General features: G+C 61.9%; 13 protein-coding genes. 11 read left to right on the forward strand and 2 right to left on the reverse strand.

What is annotated here, in order from left to right:
- Window positions 1-153 precede the first annotated feature (153 nt).
- Window positions 154-690, reverse strand: coding sequence for an NUDIX hydrolase (locus tag AC07SU_RS21455; RefSeq protein WP_494998166.1), 537 nt, complete (start codon window positions 688-690; stop codon window positions 154-156).
- Between the two features lie 2 nt (window positions 691-692).
- Window positions 693-1,760, reverse strand: a complete 1,068-nt coding sequence (locus tag AC07SU_RS21460) for a DUF2333 family protein (protein WP_176997046.1) — start codon at window positions 1,758-1,760, stop codon at window positions 693-695.
- A 299-nt stretch (window positions 1,761-2,059) separates the two neighbouring features.
- Here AC07SU_RS21460 and AC07SU_RS21465 point away from each other — a divergent pair, with 299 nt between their 5' ends.
- The 11 genes from AC07SU_RS21465 to purD all read left to right on the forward strand — a co-directional run bounded on the left by AC07SU_RS21465 (window position 2,060) and on the right by purD (window position 15,560).
- On the forward strand, window positions 2,060-3,730 hold the full coding sequence (locus tag AC07SU_RS21465; RefSeq protein ID WP_494998167.1) for a diguanylate cyclase: 1,671 nt from the start codon (window positions 2,060-2,062) through the stop codon (window positions 3,728-3,730).
- Window positions 3,731-5,196: 1,466 nt separating this feature from the next.
- Window positions 5,197-5,745: a methyl-accepting chemotaxis protein gene (locus AC07SU_RS21470; protein ID WP_405046571.1), complete on the forward strand. Its 549-nt coding sequence runs from the start codon at window positions 5,197-5,199 to the stop codon at window positions 5,743-5,745.
- Between the two features lie 296 nt (window positions 5,746-6,041).
- Window positions 6,042-6,497 carry a type II 3-dehydroquinate dehydratase gene (gene aroQ / locus AC07SU_RS21475; RefSeq protein ID WP_056860456.1) on the forward strand — a complete coding sequence of 152 codons (456 nt, stop codon included), beginning with the start codon at window positions 6,042-6,044 and terminating at the stop codon, window positions 6,495-6,497.
- Window positions 6,498-6,521: 24 nt separating this feature from the next.
- The gene (accB, locus tag AC07SU_RS21480; protein ID WP_494998168.1) at window positions 6,522-6,986 is read left to right on the forward strand and encodes an acetyl-CoA carboxylase biotin carboxyl carrier protein; all 465 of its coding nucleotides are present in this window, start codon (window positions 6,522-6,524) and stop codon (window positions 6,984-6,986) included.
- 17 nt (window positions 6,987-7,003) lie between these two features.
- A complete protein-coding gene (gene accC / locus AC07SU_RS21485) occupies window positions 7,004-8,365 on the forward strand; it encodes an acetyl-CoA carboxylase biotin carboxylase subunit (RefSeq protein ID WP_176997049.1) in 1,362 nt (453 codons plus the stop codon).
- Between the two features lie 380 nt (window positions 8,366-8,745).
- A complete protein-coding gene (prmA, locus tag AC07SU_RS21490; RefSeq protein ID WP_071491599.1) occupies window positions 8,746-9,624 on the forward strand; it encodes a 50S ribosomal protein L11 methyltransferase in 879 nt (292 codons plus the stop codon).
- 30 nt (window positions 9,625-9,654) lie between these two features.
- Entirely contained in the window at window positions 9,655-10,923 is a 1,269-nt protein-coding gene (locus tag AC07SU_RS21495) for a DUF3426 domain-containing protein (protein WP_494998169.1), read from the forward strand.
- Between the two features lie 185 nt (window positions 10,924-11,108).
- On the forward strand, window positions 11,109-12,122 hold the full coding sequence (dusB, locus tag AC07SU_RS21500) for a tRNA dihydrouridine synthase DusB (protein ID WP_176997051.1): 1,014 nt from the start codon (window positions 11,109-11,111) through the stop codon (window positions 12,120-12,122).
- Complete coding sequence (fis, locus tag AC07SU_RS21505) at window positions 12,119-12,439, forward strand: DNA-binding transcriptional regulator Fis (protein WP_002555375.1); 321 nt, start codon at window positions 12,119-12,121, stop codon at window positions 12,437-12,439. Before dusB ends, fis begins: the two co-directional genes overlap by 4 nt.
- A gap of 82 nt (window positions 12,440-12,521) precedes the next feature.
- The gene (gene purH / locus AC07SU_RS21510) at window positions 12,522-14,129 is read left to right on the forward strand and encodes a bifunctional phosphoribosylaminoimidazolecarboxamide formyltransferase/IMP cyclohydrolase (protein ID WP_494998170.1); all 1,608 of its coding nucleotides are present in this window, start codon (window positions 12,522-12,524) and stop codon (window positions 14,127-14,129) included.
- A gap of 138 nt (window positions 14,130-14,267) precedes the next feature.
- Window positions 14,268-15,560, forward strand: a complete 1,293-nt coding sequence (gene purD / locus AC07SU_RS21515; protein ID WP_494998171.1) for a phosphoribosylamine--glycine ligase — start codon at window positions 14,268-14,270, stop codon at window positions 15,558-15,560.
- The last annotated feature ends 16 nt before the right edge of the window (window positions 15,561-15,576 follow it).

Genomic DNA, 15,576 nt, shown 5'->3' on the forward strand with positions numbered 1-15,576 from the left:
CCCTCCCCCCTCCCCCCCCCCCCCCCCCCCCCCCCCCCCCCCGGCTCCTACAGTGAATACGGGGTGAAGCTGGGTGGTACGGGTGAAAAGTCGCGCAGTGTAACGGCAAAAAGCCCCGTTGCTAAGAGCCAAATGGCGCCAATTTATGCAACTTTAGCGACGTGAAGCGAGATAACGCCGCAACCCCTCTTGAGCGTCCGGGCAGTAGGGCTTTTGTTCGGCCTCCTGCAGGACAATTTCAAGGGGTAAAAAGCGCGCTTCCATCACTTCTTCGGGCTGCAGGCGCAGGGGGCCATCCCAGACCGCCGAGTAGGATTTGCACCACAACTTGCTGTCGCCATCTTCAAAATAGAAATGGTCGTGCTCGGTCAACACCACCCCGCCGACGCCCAACTCTTCTTCAAGCTCACGGGCTGCCGAATCCGCGTAGCTCTCGCCGGCCGCCACCATCCCACCCGCTGCCGTGTCCCAGAACCCGGGATACATGGCTTTGCTCAGGGTGCGCCGATGCACACACAGCTCGCCGGCTGAATTGAACAGGAAGATAAAGGTGCAACGGCCAATCAGGCCGCGCTGGCGCAGGTCGGCGCGAACGAGGGTGCCGAGCAGGTTGTCCTGCTCGTCGACCCAGCAGATCAGTTCAGCATCGGAGGCCGCACGGTGCGCGGCCTCATTTTGAGTGGCGTCCATCATCAACCCTGGTTGAGGAGCTGACGCAAATCGATCACTGCAGCGTTGGCCCGGGAAATGTAGTTAGCCATGACCAGCGAGTGGTTCGCCAGTACACCGAAACCACTGCCGTTAAGAATCATAGGACTCCATACCGGCTCCTGCGAGGCTTCCAGCTCACGAATGATCTGGCGCACGCTGACGGTGGCGTTTTTCTTGGCCAGTACATCGGCAAAATCCACTTCGATGGCGCGCAGCAAGTGAGACAAGGCCCACGCCTGGCCACGGGCCTCGTAGAACACGTTGTCGATCTGCATCCAGGGGGTTTCCACCACTTCTTCATCGACCTGCGGCACTTCACCCGGGGCCAGGGCCTCGGTTTTCAGCGCCGTGTTCAACTTGACGCGACCCACGCTCGCCGACAGGCGTTGCGACAGCGAACCCAGGCGAGTGGCGACATCACCCAGCCAGTTGTTCAGGTTGTCGGCACGCGCATAGAACAACGCGCCCTTCTGGTTCGGGTCCGACAGACGCGCTTCGTAGCGGCTCAGGGAGTTGATGCCTTCCTGGTATTCCGACTCGCTGGACGGCAGCACCCAACTCTTGTTGTCGAAGTTGAAACGCGGCTCGGCCTTGGCCAGGTCGGCGTCTTCAGCCGACTGCGACTGCGAACGGGCGAAGTCTTTGCGCAGGGCGCGGGTCAGGTCGCGCACCTGCACCAGCACGCCGTATTCCCAGCTCGGCATGTTGTCCATCCACAGGCCTGGCGGGAAACGGTCGTTGGAAATGTAGCCACCGGGTTTGTTCAGCAAGGTGCCGACCACGGTCTTGAGGGTTTCGACGGTGGTGAAGCCCACCACCATCTGCTTGCCTTCCTTCTCGGCGGCCAACTGGGCGTTCTGCTGGACCGGGAACAGCGCCGGTTCTTCGCTCCAGTACCAACCCAGGGCGCCGGTCACCAGTAGGTACAGACCCAGCACACTAAGCAAGGCCTTGCTCATCAGCAGGTTGCGAAAATAGCTGCGGTTGGCCGACTTGGGCTCAGGGGCGGGGCCTTTGGCAGTGCCTTCGCGGTTTTTCCAGTCCAGCATGGCGATATCCTTTCAATCACTTGAGTTCATGCACGTCAATGGTCCGGGTGCGTTCAAACACTCCGACCACAACCCTACCCCATCGTGCCCATCGGCGCGGGGCTTTTAACCGAAAGTGGCGTGCGAGAGATGTTCGACTATAAAGGATGCACGCTTTTTACGCTGCGCGACCATGAGGTCAAAAACTGAATCACACAGACACGTACTTAATTGACGTATGACACTCATGTAACAGAAAAGAGGTGCTAGCATAGAGCCATCAGTCGACCTCAGCATGCACCCTAACTAGTAGTCAGGATATGACCGAGCCAGAAGACCCCAGCCGTGAGCGTCTCAAGCACCATTTTGCCCAGCGGGTAATTCATCAGGCACGTCAAATTCTTGAGATCTGGCAGCGCCTGCAACGCAGTGAATGGTCGAACGCAGACTTGTCCGAACTCAGCGAAGCCAACTTGCGCCTGCTGCGCTTTGCCGAGCGTTTCGAACAACCGGAACACGGCCAGTTGGCGCGGCATATCGGCGAGTCCCTCAAGGCGGTGGATGAAAACCGCGGGCGCCTCAGCAGCCATCTGATCACCGAACTCAACCGCTTGATGCAACGCCTGTCCCGCACCGGCCTGCGCCAGGGCGACCAGCTGGAACAAACCTTCCTGCCGCCGATGCGCAAGCCGATCTACGTGATGCTGGCCGATCACGACCGCGCCGAGCGCCTGGCCAAGCAGCTGGAATTCTTCGGCATGAGCGCCCAGTCCCTGGACAGCGTGGCGGCGTTCCGTGCGTCGATGGCCGAGCGCTTGCCTTCGGCGATTGTCATGGACGTGGATTTCTGCGGCACCGGCCTGGGCCTCACGCTGGCCGCCGAAGCCCAGGAAGGCCTGGAGCAGAAGCTGCCACTGTTGTTCTTCAGTCTGCACGAAACCGACACCCCAACCCGCCTGGCCGCCGTGCGCGCCGGGGGCCAGGAGTTCCTCACCGGCACGCTGGAAGCCTCAAGCCTGCTGGAAAAGATCGAAGTGCTGACCTGCGTCGCCCAGTACGAACCCTACAAAGTGCTGATCATCGACGACTCCCGGGCCCAGGCCCTGCACACCGAGCGCCTGCTCAACAGCGCCGGCATCGTCACCCGCACACTGATCGAGCCGATCCAGGCCATGGCCGAGCTGGCGGACTTCCAGCCCGACCTGATCATCCTCGACATGTATATGCCCGCCTGTACCGGCACTGAACTGGCCAAGGTGATCCGCCACAATGACCGCTATGTCAGCGTGCCGATCATCTACCTGTCGGCCGAGGACGACCTGGATAAACAGTTGGACGCCATGAGCGAAGGCGGCGACGACTTCCTCACCAAGCCGATCAAGCCGCGCCACCTGATCACCACCGTGCGCAACCGCGCCGCCCGTGCGCGCAACCTGAAAGCGCGGATGGTGCGCGACAGCCTGACGGGCCTGTACAACCACACCCATATCCTGCAATTGCTCGAAGACTGCAGCTTCCGCGCACGTCGCGAGAACAAGCCGCTGAGCTTTGCCATGCTCGACATCGACCACTTCAAGCGGGTCAACGACAGCCACGGCCACCCCATGGGCGACCGCGTGATCAAGAGCCTGGCGCTGTTTCTCAAGCAGCGTTTGCGCAAGACCGACTATATAGGGCGCTACGGCGGTGAAGAATTCGCCATCGTGATGCCCGACACCGACCTGGAATCGGCCTGCAAGGTGCTGGATGAAATTCGCGGGCGCTTTGCCGAAATCCACTACCCCGCCCAACCGCAGGATTTGTGGTGCACCTTCAGTGCAGGCCTGGTGGAGCTGTGCGACGGTTCCGACAGCCTGATGATGGCGGCCCAGGCCGACGAGGCGCTGTACCGGGCCAAGGATGCCGGACGCAACCGCGTACAAGCTGCGCGCACGTCAAAGCAAAGTGCCACCTTTTCACCGGAATCCACTGATTCCGTCATAACCTTGTAATGAAAACGCAATAACTTCAGGCACTTATCTTTTGCTGTCGGTTGAAACCACGCATGCGCCTGAAGCTGCTGACCAATCTCAATACCCTCCTTCTAGTGGCCGTGTGCCTGGCACTTGGGGCGACACTCTGGTGGTCGCAACGGGCGCTGGAACGGCCTTACTTGCTGATGGAACGCTACCTGGGCCTGTCCCAGAATTTTCAGAATCACGCCGCACGCAACATCGACGACTACCTGGCCAGCGGTGACGCCCTGCGCTTGAGCAGTGCCAGCCAAAGCCTGGAAAACCTGTTGCAGCACCTGGACGATTTGCCGGCCGACTTGGCGCAAAGCCTGCGCCCGAGCCTGGTTGACCTCGATGGCTTCAGCAAAACCGACCTGCTGGCCGCCGGCAAGCTGGCGGGCGACCCGCAAGCCTTGCTGCTGCAAGCCGAACGCGAACTGGGCGCGAACCTGGAGCAACTAAGCCAGTACGCCATCGGCGTTAATACGCCTGAAGCTGCGCGCTACCTGCCGCCGCTGTTGGCAGCCTCCCAGCATCTGGGCAAGTTGTCCCTGGCCCGCGACAAGCTGGTGAGCAGCGGGCGTGCCGAGCTGGCCGATGACGTGGAACGCGAGATCACCAGCATCCGTGCCCAGGCCGACCTGCTGGCGCAGCTGCCACTGCTGGGGGTGACCGCGGCCGCCGAATCGAGCAGCGATGATTTCTCCGCCATGATGGGCCTGGAAAACAGCGAAAAAACCGTCGCCCAGGACACCGGCGTCGACCTCAAGCGCGAACTCAACAGCCTGTTGACCCGCTACCCCGCCGAACTCAAGCGCACCCGCGACCAGATCCAGCAACGGGCCGACCTGGCCACCGCCACGCACCTGAAAATCAAGGCCGTGCAGGAAGCCATTGCCGGCCTGGAGCCGGTGGTACGCGCCCAACACGGCAAGATCCAGGGCGAAGTGCGCCTGATGCAGGGCGTGATGATTGGCTTGATCCTGCTGATCGCACTGTTGATCGACACCTTGCAACGCCGCCTGGCCCGCGTGCTGACCAACCTGGCCCCGGCCCTGTCGACCTGGGCCGAAGGCGACTTCAGTCAGCCGATCGCCCTGGGCAAGACCAACCGCGAACTGCACGATATCGAAGCGTCCCTTAACCGCTTGCGAGCCTACCTGGTGGACCTGGTGGGCACGATTCGCGGCAATGCCGAAGAAGTCGCCGGCAGCAGCCGCGCGCTGGCGGAACTGAGCAGCGGCCTGCATGACGGCGCCGAACGCCAGGCCGGGGATACCGCGCAGATCCGTGATTCCCTGGGCGAACTGGAGGCGACCATCCAGCAAGTGGCGGGCGATGCCAGCCAGGCGGCCGGTGCCAGCCGCAGTGCCGGCCAGGCGGTGGAGCACGGCCAGCGGGTCATCGGTTTGAGCCTGACCGGGCTGCATGCCTTGGTGGGTGAAGTGCAGCAAAATGCGCAGATGATCGAGAAACTTGCCGAAGAGTCCGCCACCATCGGCGGTGTACTCACGGTGATCCGCTCGATTGCCGACCAGACCAACCTGCTGGCCCTCAACGCCGCCATCGAAGCCGCCCGCGCCGGTGAGGCCGGCCGTGGTTTTGCCGTGGTGGCCGACGAAGTGCGTTCCCTGGCCCAGCGTACCGCGGGCGCCACCGCCGAAATCCAGACCCTGATCGCCGGCCTGCAAAGCGCCGCCCACCAATCGGTGGAAGGCATGCGCGCCCAGGTCGAACACGCCGAAGCCACGGCCCAGCAGGCCCAGGCGGCCGATGGTGCGCTGGATGAAATCGTCGGCGCGATCCAGACCATTTCTGAAACCGCCGTGCGCATCGCCGATGTGACCGCGCAGCAGAGCGGTGCCGTCAGTGAAATCCGTGACAACAGTGAGCGAATTCACCAGCTGGGCGAGGACAACCTGCTGCGTATCGGGCAGGGCCGTAGCCAGGGTGAGCATTTGCTGGTGTTGGGTGGGCATCTCAACACGGCGGTGAAAGCCTTCCGCGTGTGACGCGATCCCGAATCAAATAGAGATCAACCTGTGGGAGCTGGCTTGCCTGCGATAGCGGTGGATCAGGCAACCTATCCGGCGCTGACATACCGCTTTCGCAGGCAAGCCAGCTCCCACATTGATCTGCGTCTACCTCATCACCGTGTTTCCAATGACCGGATACGAGGCCACAGTCACAAATTTCGCGCTATCCTCGCTAATCGTGCTGCCTACTGCATAGAACTGGACAGTCACAAAGGCTTTGCGGCATAGTCGCCGGGTTCTGCCGTACCCACATCAATAACAAGGAACAGCCGATGGCGACCTTTCTGGTTCTACACGGACCCAACCTGAACCTGCTCGGCACCCGTGAACCGGGCGTCTACGGGGCAGTCACCCTGGAACAGATCAACCTCGATCTGGAACGCAGGGCCCGTGAAGCCGGCCACCATCTGCTCTACCTGCAAAGCAATGCCGAGTACGAATTGATTGATCGCATCCATGCCGCGCGTGGCGAAGGCGTGGACTTTATCCTGATCAATCCCGCCGCTTTTACGCACACAAGTGTTGCATTACGTGACGCGCTGCTGGCGGTGAGCATCCCATTCATCGAAGTGCATTTGTCGAACGTGCACAAACGCGAAGCTTTCCGCCATCACTCCTACTTCTCCGACGTTGCGGTAGGTGTGATCTGCGGCCTTGGCGCCAGCGGTTACCGACTGGCCCTGGAGGCCGCCCTGGAACAACTTGAACAACCGGCCAAGCGCCCCTGACCGACCCTTGGGAGTTGATGATTCATGGATATCCGTAAAGTTAAGAAACTGATCGAACTGCTGGAAGAATCCGGTATCGACGAGCTGGAAATCAAGGAAGGCGAAGAGTCCGTACGGATCAGCCGTCACAGCAAGACCCCGGCTCAACAGTTCTACGCACCGCAAATGCAAGCACCGGTTCCAGCCGCTGCTGCTCCGGCCGCCGCGCCTGCTGCCGCCGCTGCACCTGCCGCCCCGGCCGCGCCTGCGCTGAACGGTTTCGTGGTCAAGTCGCCAATGGTCGGTACCTTCTACCGCACCCCGGCACCGACCTCGCCAGCCTTCGTTGAAGTCGGCGCAACCGTGAAAGTGGGCGACACCATCTGCATCGTTGAAGCGATGAAGATGATGAACCACATCACGGCTGAAAAAGCCGGCGTCATCGAATCCATCCTGGTAGAAAACGGTCAGCCGGTTGAGTACGACCAGCCGCTGTTCACCATCGTTTGAACCGCGGAGTGCCTTCGATGTTGAAACCTGCGAAGAAACTGGAAAAAGTCCTGATCGCCAACCGCGGTGAGATCGCCCTGCGAATCCTGCGCGCCTGTAAGGAACAAGGCATCAAGACCGTCGCTGTTTACTCGACGGCCGACTCGGAACTGATGCACGTGAAACTGGCGGACGAAAGCATCTGCATCGGCCCGCCACTGGCCACGAACTCGTACCTGAAAGTCCCCAGCATCATCGCCGCGGCAGAAGTGACCGGCGCTACCGCTATCCACCCAGGCTACGGTTTCCTCGCGGAAAACGCCGACTTCGTCGACCAGGTGGAAAAATCCGGCTTTACCTTCATCGGCCCCAAAGCCGAGACCATTCGCCTGATGGGTGACAAGGTCTCCGCCAAGGAAGCCATGATCGCGGCCGGCGTGCCCACCGTTCCAGGTTCCGACGGCCCGCTGCCTGAAGACGAGGAAACCGCCCTGCGCATTGGTCGCGAAGTCGGTTACCCGGTGATCATCAAGGCCGCCGGTGGCGGTGGTGGTCGCGGCATGCGCGTGGTGCACAAGGAAGAAGACCTGATCGAAGCCGCCAAGCAGACCCGCTCCGAAGCAGGCGCCTGGTTCAACAACCCGATGGTCTACCTGGAGAAATACCTGACCAACCCACGCCACGTGGAAGTGCAGGTATTGTCCGACGGCCAGGGCCACGCCATTCACCTGGGTGACCGCGATTGCTCGCTGCAACGTCGCCACCAGAAGGTACTGGAAGAGGCCCCGGCACCGGGCCTGGACGAAAAAGCCCGCCAGGAAGTCCTGGCTCGCTGCGTCAAGGCGTGCATCGACATCAACTACCGTGGCGCCGGTACCTTTGAGTTCCTCTACGAGAACGGCCGCTTCTACTTCATCGAGATGAACACTCGTGTGCAAGTAGAGCACCCGGTTTCGGAGATGGTCACCGGTATCGACATCGTCAAGGAGATGCTGAGCATCGCCGCTGGCAACCCGCTGTCCTTCACCCAGGACGACGTGAAGATCCACGGCCACTCCCTGGAGTGCCGGATCAACGCCGAAGACCCGAAAACCTTTATCCCAAGCCCTGGCCTGGTCAAGCACTTCCACGCGCCCGGCGGCAACGGCGTACGTGTGGATTCGCACCTGTACAGCGGCTACAAGGTTCCGTCCAACTACGACTCGCTGATCGGCAAGCTGATCACCTGGGGCGCCACCCGCGACGAGGCCATGGCCCGTATGCGTAACGCCCTGGACGAAATCGTGGTTGACGGCATCAAGACCAACATCCCGCTGCACCGGGACCTGGTCCGTGATGAAGGCTTCTGCGAAGGTGGTGTGAACATTCACTACCTGGAACACAAGCTGGCTAACCAGTAAGTGACCACCCACAAAAAAGCCGCCCTCGGGCGGTTTTTTTGTGGGTGGCCACTTACGTGTAGGAGCCGGCTTGCCGGCGATAGGCCCGCAAGCCCTGCATCAACTTCACGGCCGCCATCGCCGGCAAGCCGGCTCCTACAATTTCAGGATGGATACATTCCTCTGTGGGAGCGGGCTTGTGTGGGAGTCGGGCTTGCCCGCGATGCAGTCGCCTCGGAGTATCAGTAATACCGAGGTGATGCTATCGCAGGCAAGCCAGCTCCCACACAAGCCCGGCTCCCACATTTGTTATGTGTACACCCCTCCCGCCGCTCGCGTAAACTTGCGCCCTTTCGCAGCCCCGCTGCGCTGCACATTCAATTTTTTCAAAGGTGCCCGCCATGCCTTGGCTGCAAGTCCGTCTCGCCATCAGCCCAGAACAAGCCGAAACCTATGAAGACGCTTTCCTCGAAGTCGGCGCTGTATCGGTAACCTTCATGGACGCCGAAGACCAGCCGATCTTCGAGCCGGAACTCAACACCACCCCGCTGTGGTCCCACACCCACTTGCTGGCCCTGTTCGAAGACGGCACCGATGCCGCCAGCGTCCTGGCCCATATGGAACTGCTCACCGGCGGCCCGCTGCCCGAGCATCACAGCGAAGTCATCGAAGACCAGGACTGGGAACGCAGCTGGATGGACAACTTCCAGCCCATGCGTTTCGGCCAGCGCCTGTGGATCGTGCCAAGCTGGCACGCCGCGCCAGAGCCGGATGCGGTCAACCTGCTGCTGGACCCGGGCCTCGCGTTCGGCACCGGCACCCACCCCACCACCGCGTTGTGCCTGGAATGGCTGGATGGCCAGGACCTGACCGACAGCCACGTGCTGGACTTCGGCTGCGGCTCGGGAATCCTCGCGATTGCCGCACTGTTGCTGGGCGCCAAAGAGGCGGTGGGTACCGACATCGACGTGCAGGCCCTGGAAGCCTCCCGCGATAACGCCGGGCGCAACAACATCCCTGAAGGTAAATTCCCGCTCTACCTGCCGGAGCAATTGCCGCAGGTGCAGGCCGATGTGCTGGTGGCGAACATCCTCGCCGGCCCGCTGGTGTCCCTGGCCCCGCAACTGTCGAGCCTGGTCAAGCCGGGCGGGCGCCTGGCGCTGTCGGGCATCCTCGCTGAGCAAGGCGAAGACGTCGCCGCGGCCTATGCGAAGGATTTCGAGCTGGACCCGATCGCCAACCGTGATGGCTGGGTACGCATCAGCGGTCGTCGGCGCTAGAATGAGCGCTTGCCTGAATCGGATGGCCGCATGACCGACAGTTTCGTCACCCAGTGCCCGCATTGCCAGACCCGCTTTCGCGTCAGCCACGCCCAGTTGAGCGTGGCCCGTGGCGTGGTGCGCTGCGGCTCGTGCCTGCAAGTGTTCAACGCGGCTCGCCAGTTGCTGGAGCAACGCGCCAGCGCATCGGCCCCCGAAGCGCAGAAGCCGGTTGCCGCCGAGCCAGTGCCCGACGTTGCGCCTGAAGCCACCCCGCAGGCACCGCGAGCCATCAGCCAGAAGCAGTGGACGGCCGAAGAGCTGGACCTGGACAACCTGGACCTGGACGAAGAACTGGCCAAGCTGGAACGCCGCGAGATTCAGCACACCCTGCCCGTTGGCGCAGACCGGCGTCAGCCGGGCGCCGATCGTCGGCAAAAGGAAGAGCCCCTCAGCGCCAGCCGCGATTCGGTCAAGGCCGAAGAAGAGAAATGGGCCGCCAGCCTCTTCAGCGAACCGCCCGAAGAGCGCGCCGCCGCCCCCGAGATCGAACCTGAACCGGCCAAGGCACCTGCGGCCAGGCAGCGCACCGAACCGTCCATGTCGCTGCACATCGATGACCTCGACGATGAGCCCACCCTGCGCTCAACTGTGGACGACGAAGACATCGACCCGCCCTTCAGCCCCGTCACCCACGGCGAGGACTACGCCGAGCCCGAGGAGCGCCCCCAGCCTCGTCGCAAGCAACGGGCACGCAGCCCCGCCAGCGTTCACGACGATGTGCTGCAGGACCTTGAAGACGACCCCTTGCACCTGTACGCACAAAAGCGTCCATCGGGCTGGGGCCGTCGCCTGATCTGGCTGCTGCTGGTGCTGATCGCTGCCGCCGGCCTCGCTGGCCAGCACATTGCCTATCAATTCGACGACCTGGCCCGCCAGGATGCCTACCGCCCGTGGTTCCAGGAGCTGTGCCCGAAAGTGGGCTGTACGGTGCCATCGCGGGTGGATATCGCCCATATCAAGAGCAGCAACCTGGTGGTGCGCAGCCACCCGGACTTCGCCGGGGCGCTGGTGGTGGACGCCATCATCTATAACCGCGCCACGTTCTCCCAGCCCTTCCCGTTGCTGGAACTGCGCTTTGCCGACCTGAACGGCAACCTGATTGCCAGTCGTCGCTTCAAGCCTGCCGAATACCTCAACGGTGAACTGGCCGGCGTGAGCGAAATGCCATCACAGACACCGATCCACATCTCCCTCGATATCCTGGATCCAGGCAACAAAGCCGTGAATTACAGCCTGAGCTTCCACTCGCCCGAGTGAACCGGTTCATGCACGAAGGTTTGACGGCGGCATATTGACTTTGCCGTGCTCGACCAAACCGACGGCGATAAAGAAATAACTGTTCAGATTTTATCCAATTCAGCCTTTATCCAGTCATCGAGAGCGGGTATCATGCCAACCCTTTTTCGAACTCTAATGATCCGGCCCCACAACAGGGAAGTCCTATGTCGGCGGTACGCATCGGCCCATACACATTGCAAAACGGTTTGATTCTCGCCCCGATGGCGGGTGTCACCGACCAGCCCTTTCGTCAGCTGTGCAAGCGTTTGGGCGCAGGTCTTGTAGTCTCGGAAATGGTCACCAGCGACATGAGCTTGTGGAACACCCGCAAATCGCGCATGCGCATGATCCACGAAGGTGATCCCGAGCCCCGCTCGGTGCAGATCGCCGGTGGTGATGCACAGATGCTGGCGGATGCGGCCCGGGCCAACGTGGAGCTGGGCGCACAGATCATCGACATCAACATGGGCTGCCCGGCCAAGAAGGTCTGCAACAAGGCCGCCGGTTCCGCCCTGTTGAAAGATGAGCAGTTGGTTGCCGAGATCCTGCAGGCCGTTGTCGCCGCAGTCGATGTGCCGGTCACCCTGAAGATCCGTACCGGCTGGGACCGGGACAACAAGAACGGCCTGACGGTGGCGAAGATCGCCGAACAGGCAGGAATTACAGCGCTGGCGGTGCATGGCCGCACCCGCGCCGACCTTTACACCGGTGAAGCCGAGTACGACACCATCGCCGCGATCAAGCAGGCGGTGTCGATGCCGGTCTTTGCCAATGGCGATATCGACTCAGCCGAAAAAGCCCGGCGCGTACTCGACGCAACCGGTGCCGATGGTCTGTTGATAGGCCGGGCCGCCCAGGGGCGGCCGTGGATTTTCCGTGAGATCGAGCATTTTCTGCGTACCGGCGACGTGTTGCCGGCACCGGAGCTGATCGAGGTGGAACGTATTCTGCTAGAGCATCTGGCCGCCCTGCACGCCTTCTATGGGGACGTGATGGGAGTACGCATTGCTCGCAAGCATGTCGGCTGGTATCTCGCAACCCTGCCGGGCGCCAGGGAGTTTCGCGCCCACTTCAATCGTTTGGATGATACGGAAGCACAGTGCGCCAACGTTCGTGAGTTCTTCAGCGAGCGTTACAAGAGCCTGGGGACAGGGGACGGAGAGGGGGTGGCCGCATGACGATGATGACCGAGACTTTAGTGAGTGGAACAACACCCGTGAGCGACAACGTCAATTTGAAACAGCACCTCAACACGCCGAGCGAAGAAGGCCAGACCCTTCGCGGGAGTGTCGAGAAGGCGCTGCACAATTATTTCGCCCACCTTGAGGGCGCTTCCGTCACGGACGTGTACAACCTGGTGCTCTCCGAAGTCGAGGCGCCGCTGCTCGAAAGCGTGATGAACTACGTCAAGGGCAACCAGACCAAAGCCAGTGAGCTGCTGGGCCTCAACCGTGGCACCTTGCGCAAAAAGCTCAAACAATACGATTTGCTGTAAGCATTCAATCAAACCAGAAAGGCGCCCGCGTAAAAAACGGTCGCCTTTTTTGCTGACTCCTTTGCTTTTGATGGAAATTGAAATGACCGACCAGACTACCCGCCTGCCGATCCGCCGCGCCTTGATCAGCGTTTCCGACAAGACCGGCATCCTCGAATTTGCCCGGGAGCTGGAAGCCCTGGGCGTGGAAATCCTCTCCACAGGCGGGACCTTCAAACTGCTGCAGGACAACGGCGTGGCCGCAGTAGAAGTGGCGGACTACACCGGTTTCGCAGAAATGATGGACGGTCGGGTCAAGACCCTGCACCCGAAAATCCACGGCGGCATCCTCGGCCGTCGCGGCACCGACGACGCCATCATGGCCGAGCACGGCATCAAGCCGATCGACCTGGTGGCCGTTAACCTGTACCCATTCGAAGCCACCATCAACAAGCCAGGCTGCGACCTGCCGACGGCCATCGAGAACATCGATATCGGCGGCCCGACCATGGTTCGCTCGGCAGCCAAGAACCACAAAGACGTGGCCATCGTGGTCAACGCCAGCGACTACGCCAATGTACTGGAAAGCCTGAAAGCCGGCGGCCTGACCTACGCCCAGCGTTTCGACCTGATGCTCAAGGCGTTCGAACACACCGCTGCCTACGACGGCATGATCGCCAACTACATGGGCACGGTTAACCAGGCGGCTGAAACCCTGTCGACCGAAGGCCGCAGCCAGTTCCCGCGCACCTTCAACAGCCAGTTCATCAAGGCCCAGGAAATGCGCTACGGCGAGAACCCGCACCAGAGCGCGGCGTTCTACGTTGAAGCCAAACCCGCCGAAGTGGGCATCGCCACCGCGACCCAACTGCAAGGCAAAGAGCTGTCCTACAACAACGTGGCCGACACCGACGCCGCGCTGGAATGCGTTAAGAGCTTCGTCAAGCCGGCCTGCGTGATCGTCAAGCACGCCAACCCGTGCGGCGTGGCCGTGAGCCCGGACGCCGAAGGCGGCATTCGCCAGGCCTACGAACTGGCTTACGCCACCGACACCGAATCGGCTTTCGGCGGCATCATCGCTTTCAACCGTGAGCTGGACGCCGAAACCGCCAAGGCGATTGTCGACCGTCAGTTCGTTGAAGTGATCATCGCCCCAAGCGTGAGCGAAGAGGCCCGTGCCGTCGTCGCCGCCAAAGCCAACGTGCGCCTGCTGGCTTGCGGCGAATGGTCGGCTGACCGTGCCGCTGCCTGGGACTACAAGCGCGTCAACGGCGGCCTGCTGGTACAGAGTCGCGACATCGGCATGATCGGCAGCGAAGACCTGAAAGTCGTGACCAAGCGCGCCCCGACCGAGCAAGAGATCAACGACCTGATCTTCGCCTGGAAAGTCGCCAAGTACGTTAAGTCCAACGCCATCGTCTACGCCAAGAACCGCCAGACCATCGGTGTCGGCGCCGGCCAGATGAGCCGCGTGAACTCGGCGCGTATCGCCGCGATCAAAGCCGAGCACGCCGGTTTGCAGGTGGTGGGTTCGGTGATGGCCTCCGATGCGTTCTTCCCGTTCCGCGACGGCCTGGACAACGCGGCAAAAGCCGGCGTGACCGCCGTGATCCAGCCAGGCGGCTCGATGCGCGACGCAGAAGTGATTGCTGCCGCGGATGAAGCCGGCATCGCCATGGTCTTCACCGGCATGCGCCACTTCCGTCACTAAAAGCACGACTGTAGGAGCCGGCTTGCCGGCGATGGGGCCTTTGAAACCTGTGGTGATTCAGAGGCCGTCATCGCCGGCAAGCCGGCTCCTACAGTGTGTGGTGTTCCCCAGAATTCAGCGTCATCCGAGGTTTTTGAAATGAATGTTTTGATCATTGGCAGCGGTGGCCGTGAACACGCCCTGGCCTGGAAAGTTGCCCAGGACCCACGCGTCCAGAAAGTCTTTGTTGCCCCGGGCAACGCCGGCACCGCCATTGAAGCCAAGTGCGAAAACGTCGCCATCGACGTCCTGGCCCTTGAGCAACTGGCTGACTTTGCCGAGAAAAACGTCTCCCTGACCATCGTTGGTCCGGAAGTCCCGTTGGTTGCCGGCGTCGTGGACCTGTTCCGCAGCCGTGGCCTGGACTGCTTCGGCCCAACCGCTGGCGCCGCCCAGCTGGAAGGCTCCAAGGCGTTCACCAAGGACTTCCTGGCGCGCCACAAAATCCCGACTGCCGACTACCAGAACTTCACCGAGATCGAGCCGGCCCTGGCCTACCTGCGTGAAAAAGGTGCGCCGATCGTGATCAAGGCCGACGGCCTGGCGGCCGGTAAAGGCGTGATCGTCGCCATGACCCTGCAGGAAGCCGAAGACGCCGTACGCGACATGCTCGCCGGCAACGCTTTTGGCGACGCGGGTTCGCGCGTGGTGATCGAGGAATTCCTCGACGGCGAAGAAGCCAGCTTCATCGTGATGGTCGACGGCAAGAACGTGCTGCCGATGGCCACCAGCCAGGACCACAAACGCGTCGGCGACGGCGACACTGGCCCTAACACGGGCGGCATGGGCGCTTACTCCCCTGCCCCGGTCGTGACCAGCGATGTGCACAAGCGCGTCATGGACTTGGTGATCTGGCCGACCGTGCGCGGCATGGCCGACGAAGGCAATGTGTACACCGGTTTCCTGTACGCCGGCCTGATGATCGACAAAGCCGGCAACCCGAAAGTCATCGAGTTCAACTGCCGCTTCGGCGACCCGGAAACCCAACCGGTGATGCTGCGCCTGCAATCGAGCCTGGTGCTGTTGGTGGAAGCCGCCCTCGCCCAGGCGCTGGACAAGGTCGAAGCGCAGTGGGACCCACGTCCGAGCGTCGGCATTGTGCTGGCCGCCGGTGGATACCCGGCCGACTACGCCAAGGGCGATGTGATTGAAGGCCTGGACGCGGCTGCTACGCTGGAAGGCAAGGTGTTCCATGCGGGCACCGCGCTCAAGGATGGCAAGGTGGTGACCGCAGGTGGCCGCGTGTTGTGCGCCACCTCGATGGGTGCCAGTGTCGACGCCGCGCAGCAACAGGCGTACAAACTGGCCGCAGCCATCGATTGGAAAGGCTGCTTCTACCGCAAGGACATTGGCTACCGCGCCATTGCCCGTGAACGTGGCGAGAACAGCTGAACAGCTACACTTGAGT

This window comes from Pseudomonas sp. GW821-FHT05H12 (assembly GCF_059419385.1).

Excerpts from the sequence above, each read along its gene's own strand:
- accB (WP_494998168.1), top strand. The coding sequence starts at position 6,522 with ATGGATATCCGTAAAGTTAAGAAACTGATCGAACTGCTGGAAGAATCC.
- AC07SU_RS21470 (WP_405046571.1), top strand. The coding sequence starts at position 5,197 with ATGATCGAGAAACTTGCCGAAGAGTCCGCCACCATCGGCGGTGTACTC.
- fis (WP_002555375.1), top strand. The coding sequence starts at position 12,119 with ATGACGATGATGACCGAGACTTTAGTGAGTGGAACAACACCCGTGAGC.
- accC (WP_176997049.1), top strand. The coding sequence starts at position 7,004 with ATGTTGAAACCTGCGAAGAAACTGGAAAAAGTCCTGATCGCCAACCGC.
- aroQ (WP_056860456.1), top strand. The coding sequence starts at position 6,042 with ATGGCGACCTTTCTGGTTCTACACGGACCCAACCTGAACCTGCTCGGC.
- purH (WP_494998170.1), top strand. The coding sequence starts at position 12,522 with ATGACCGACCAGACTACCCGCCTGCCGATCCGCCGCGCCTTGATCAGC.
- prmA (WP_071491599.1), top strand. The coding sequence starts at position 8,746 with ATGCCTTGGCTGCAAGTCCGTCTCGCCATCAGCCCAGAACAAGCCGAA.
- AC07SU_RS21465 (WP_494998167.1), top strand. The coding sequence starts at position 2,060 with ATGACCGAGCCAGAAGACCCCAGCCGTGAGCGTCTCAAGCACCATTTT.
- dusB (WP_176997051.1), top strand. The coding sequence starts at position 11,109 with ATGTCGGCGGTACGCATCGGCCCATACACATTGCAAAACGGTTTGATT.
- AC07SU_RS21495 (WP_494998169.1), top strand. The coding sequence starts at position 9,655 with ATGACCGACAGTTTCGTCACCCAGTGCCCGCATTGCCAGACCCGCTTT.
- purD (WP_494998171.1), top strand. The coding sequence starts at position 14,268 with ATGAATGTTTTGATCATTGGCAGCGGTGGCCGTGAACACGCCCTGGCC.
- AC07SU_RS21460 (WP_176997046.1), bottom strand. The coding sequence starts at position 1,760 with ATGCTGGACTGGAAAAACCGCGAAGGCACTGCCAAAGGCCCCGCCCCT.
- AC07SU_RS21455 (WP_494998166.1), bottom strand. The coding sequence starts at position 690 with ATGGACGCCACTCAAAATGAGGCCGCGCACCGTGCGGCCTCCGATGCT.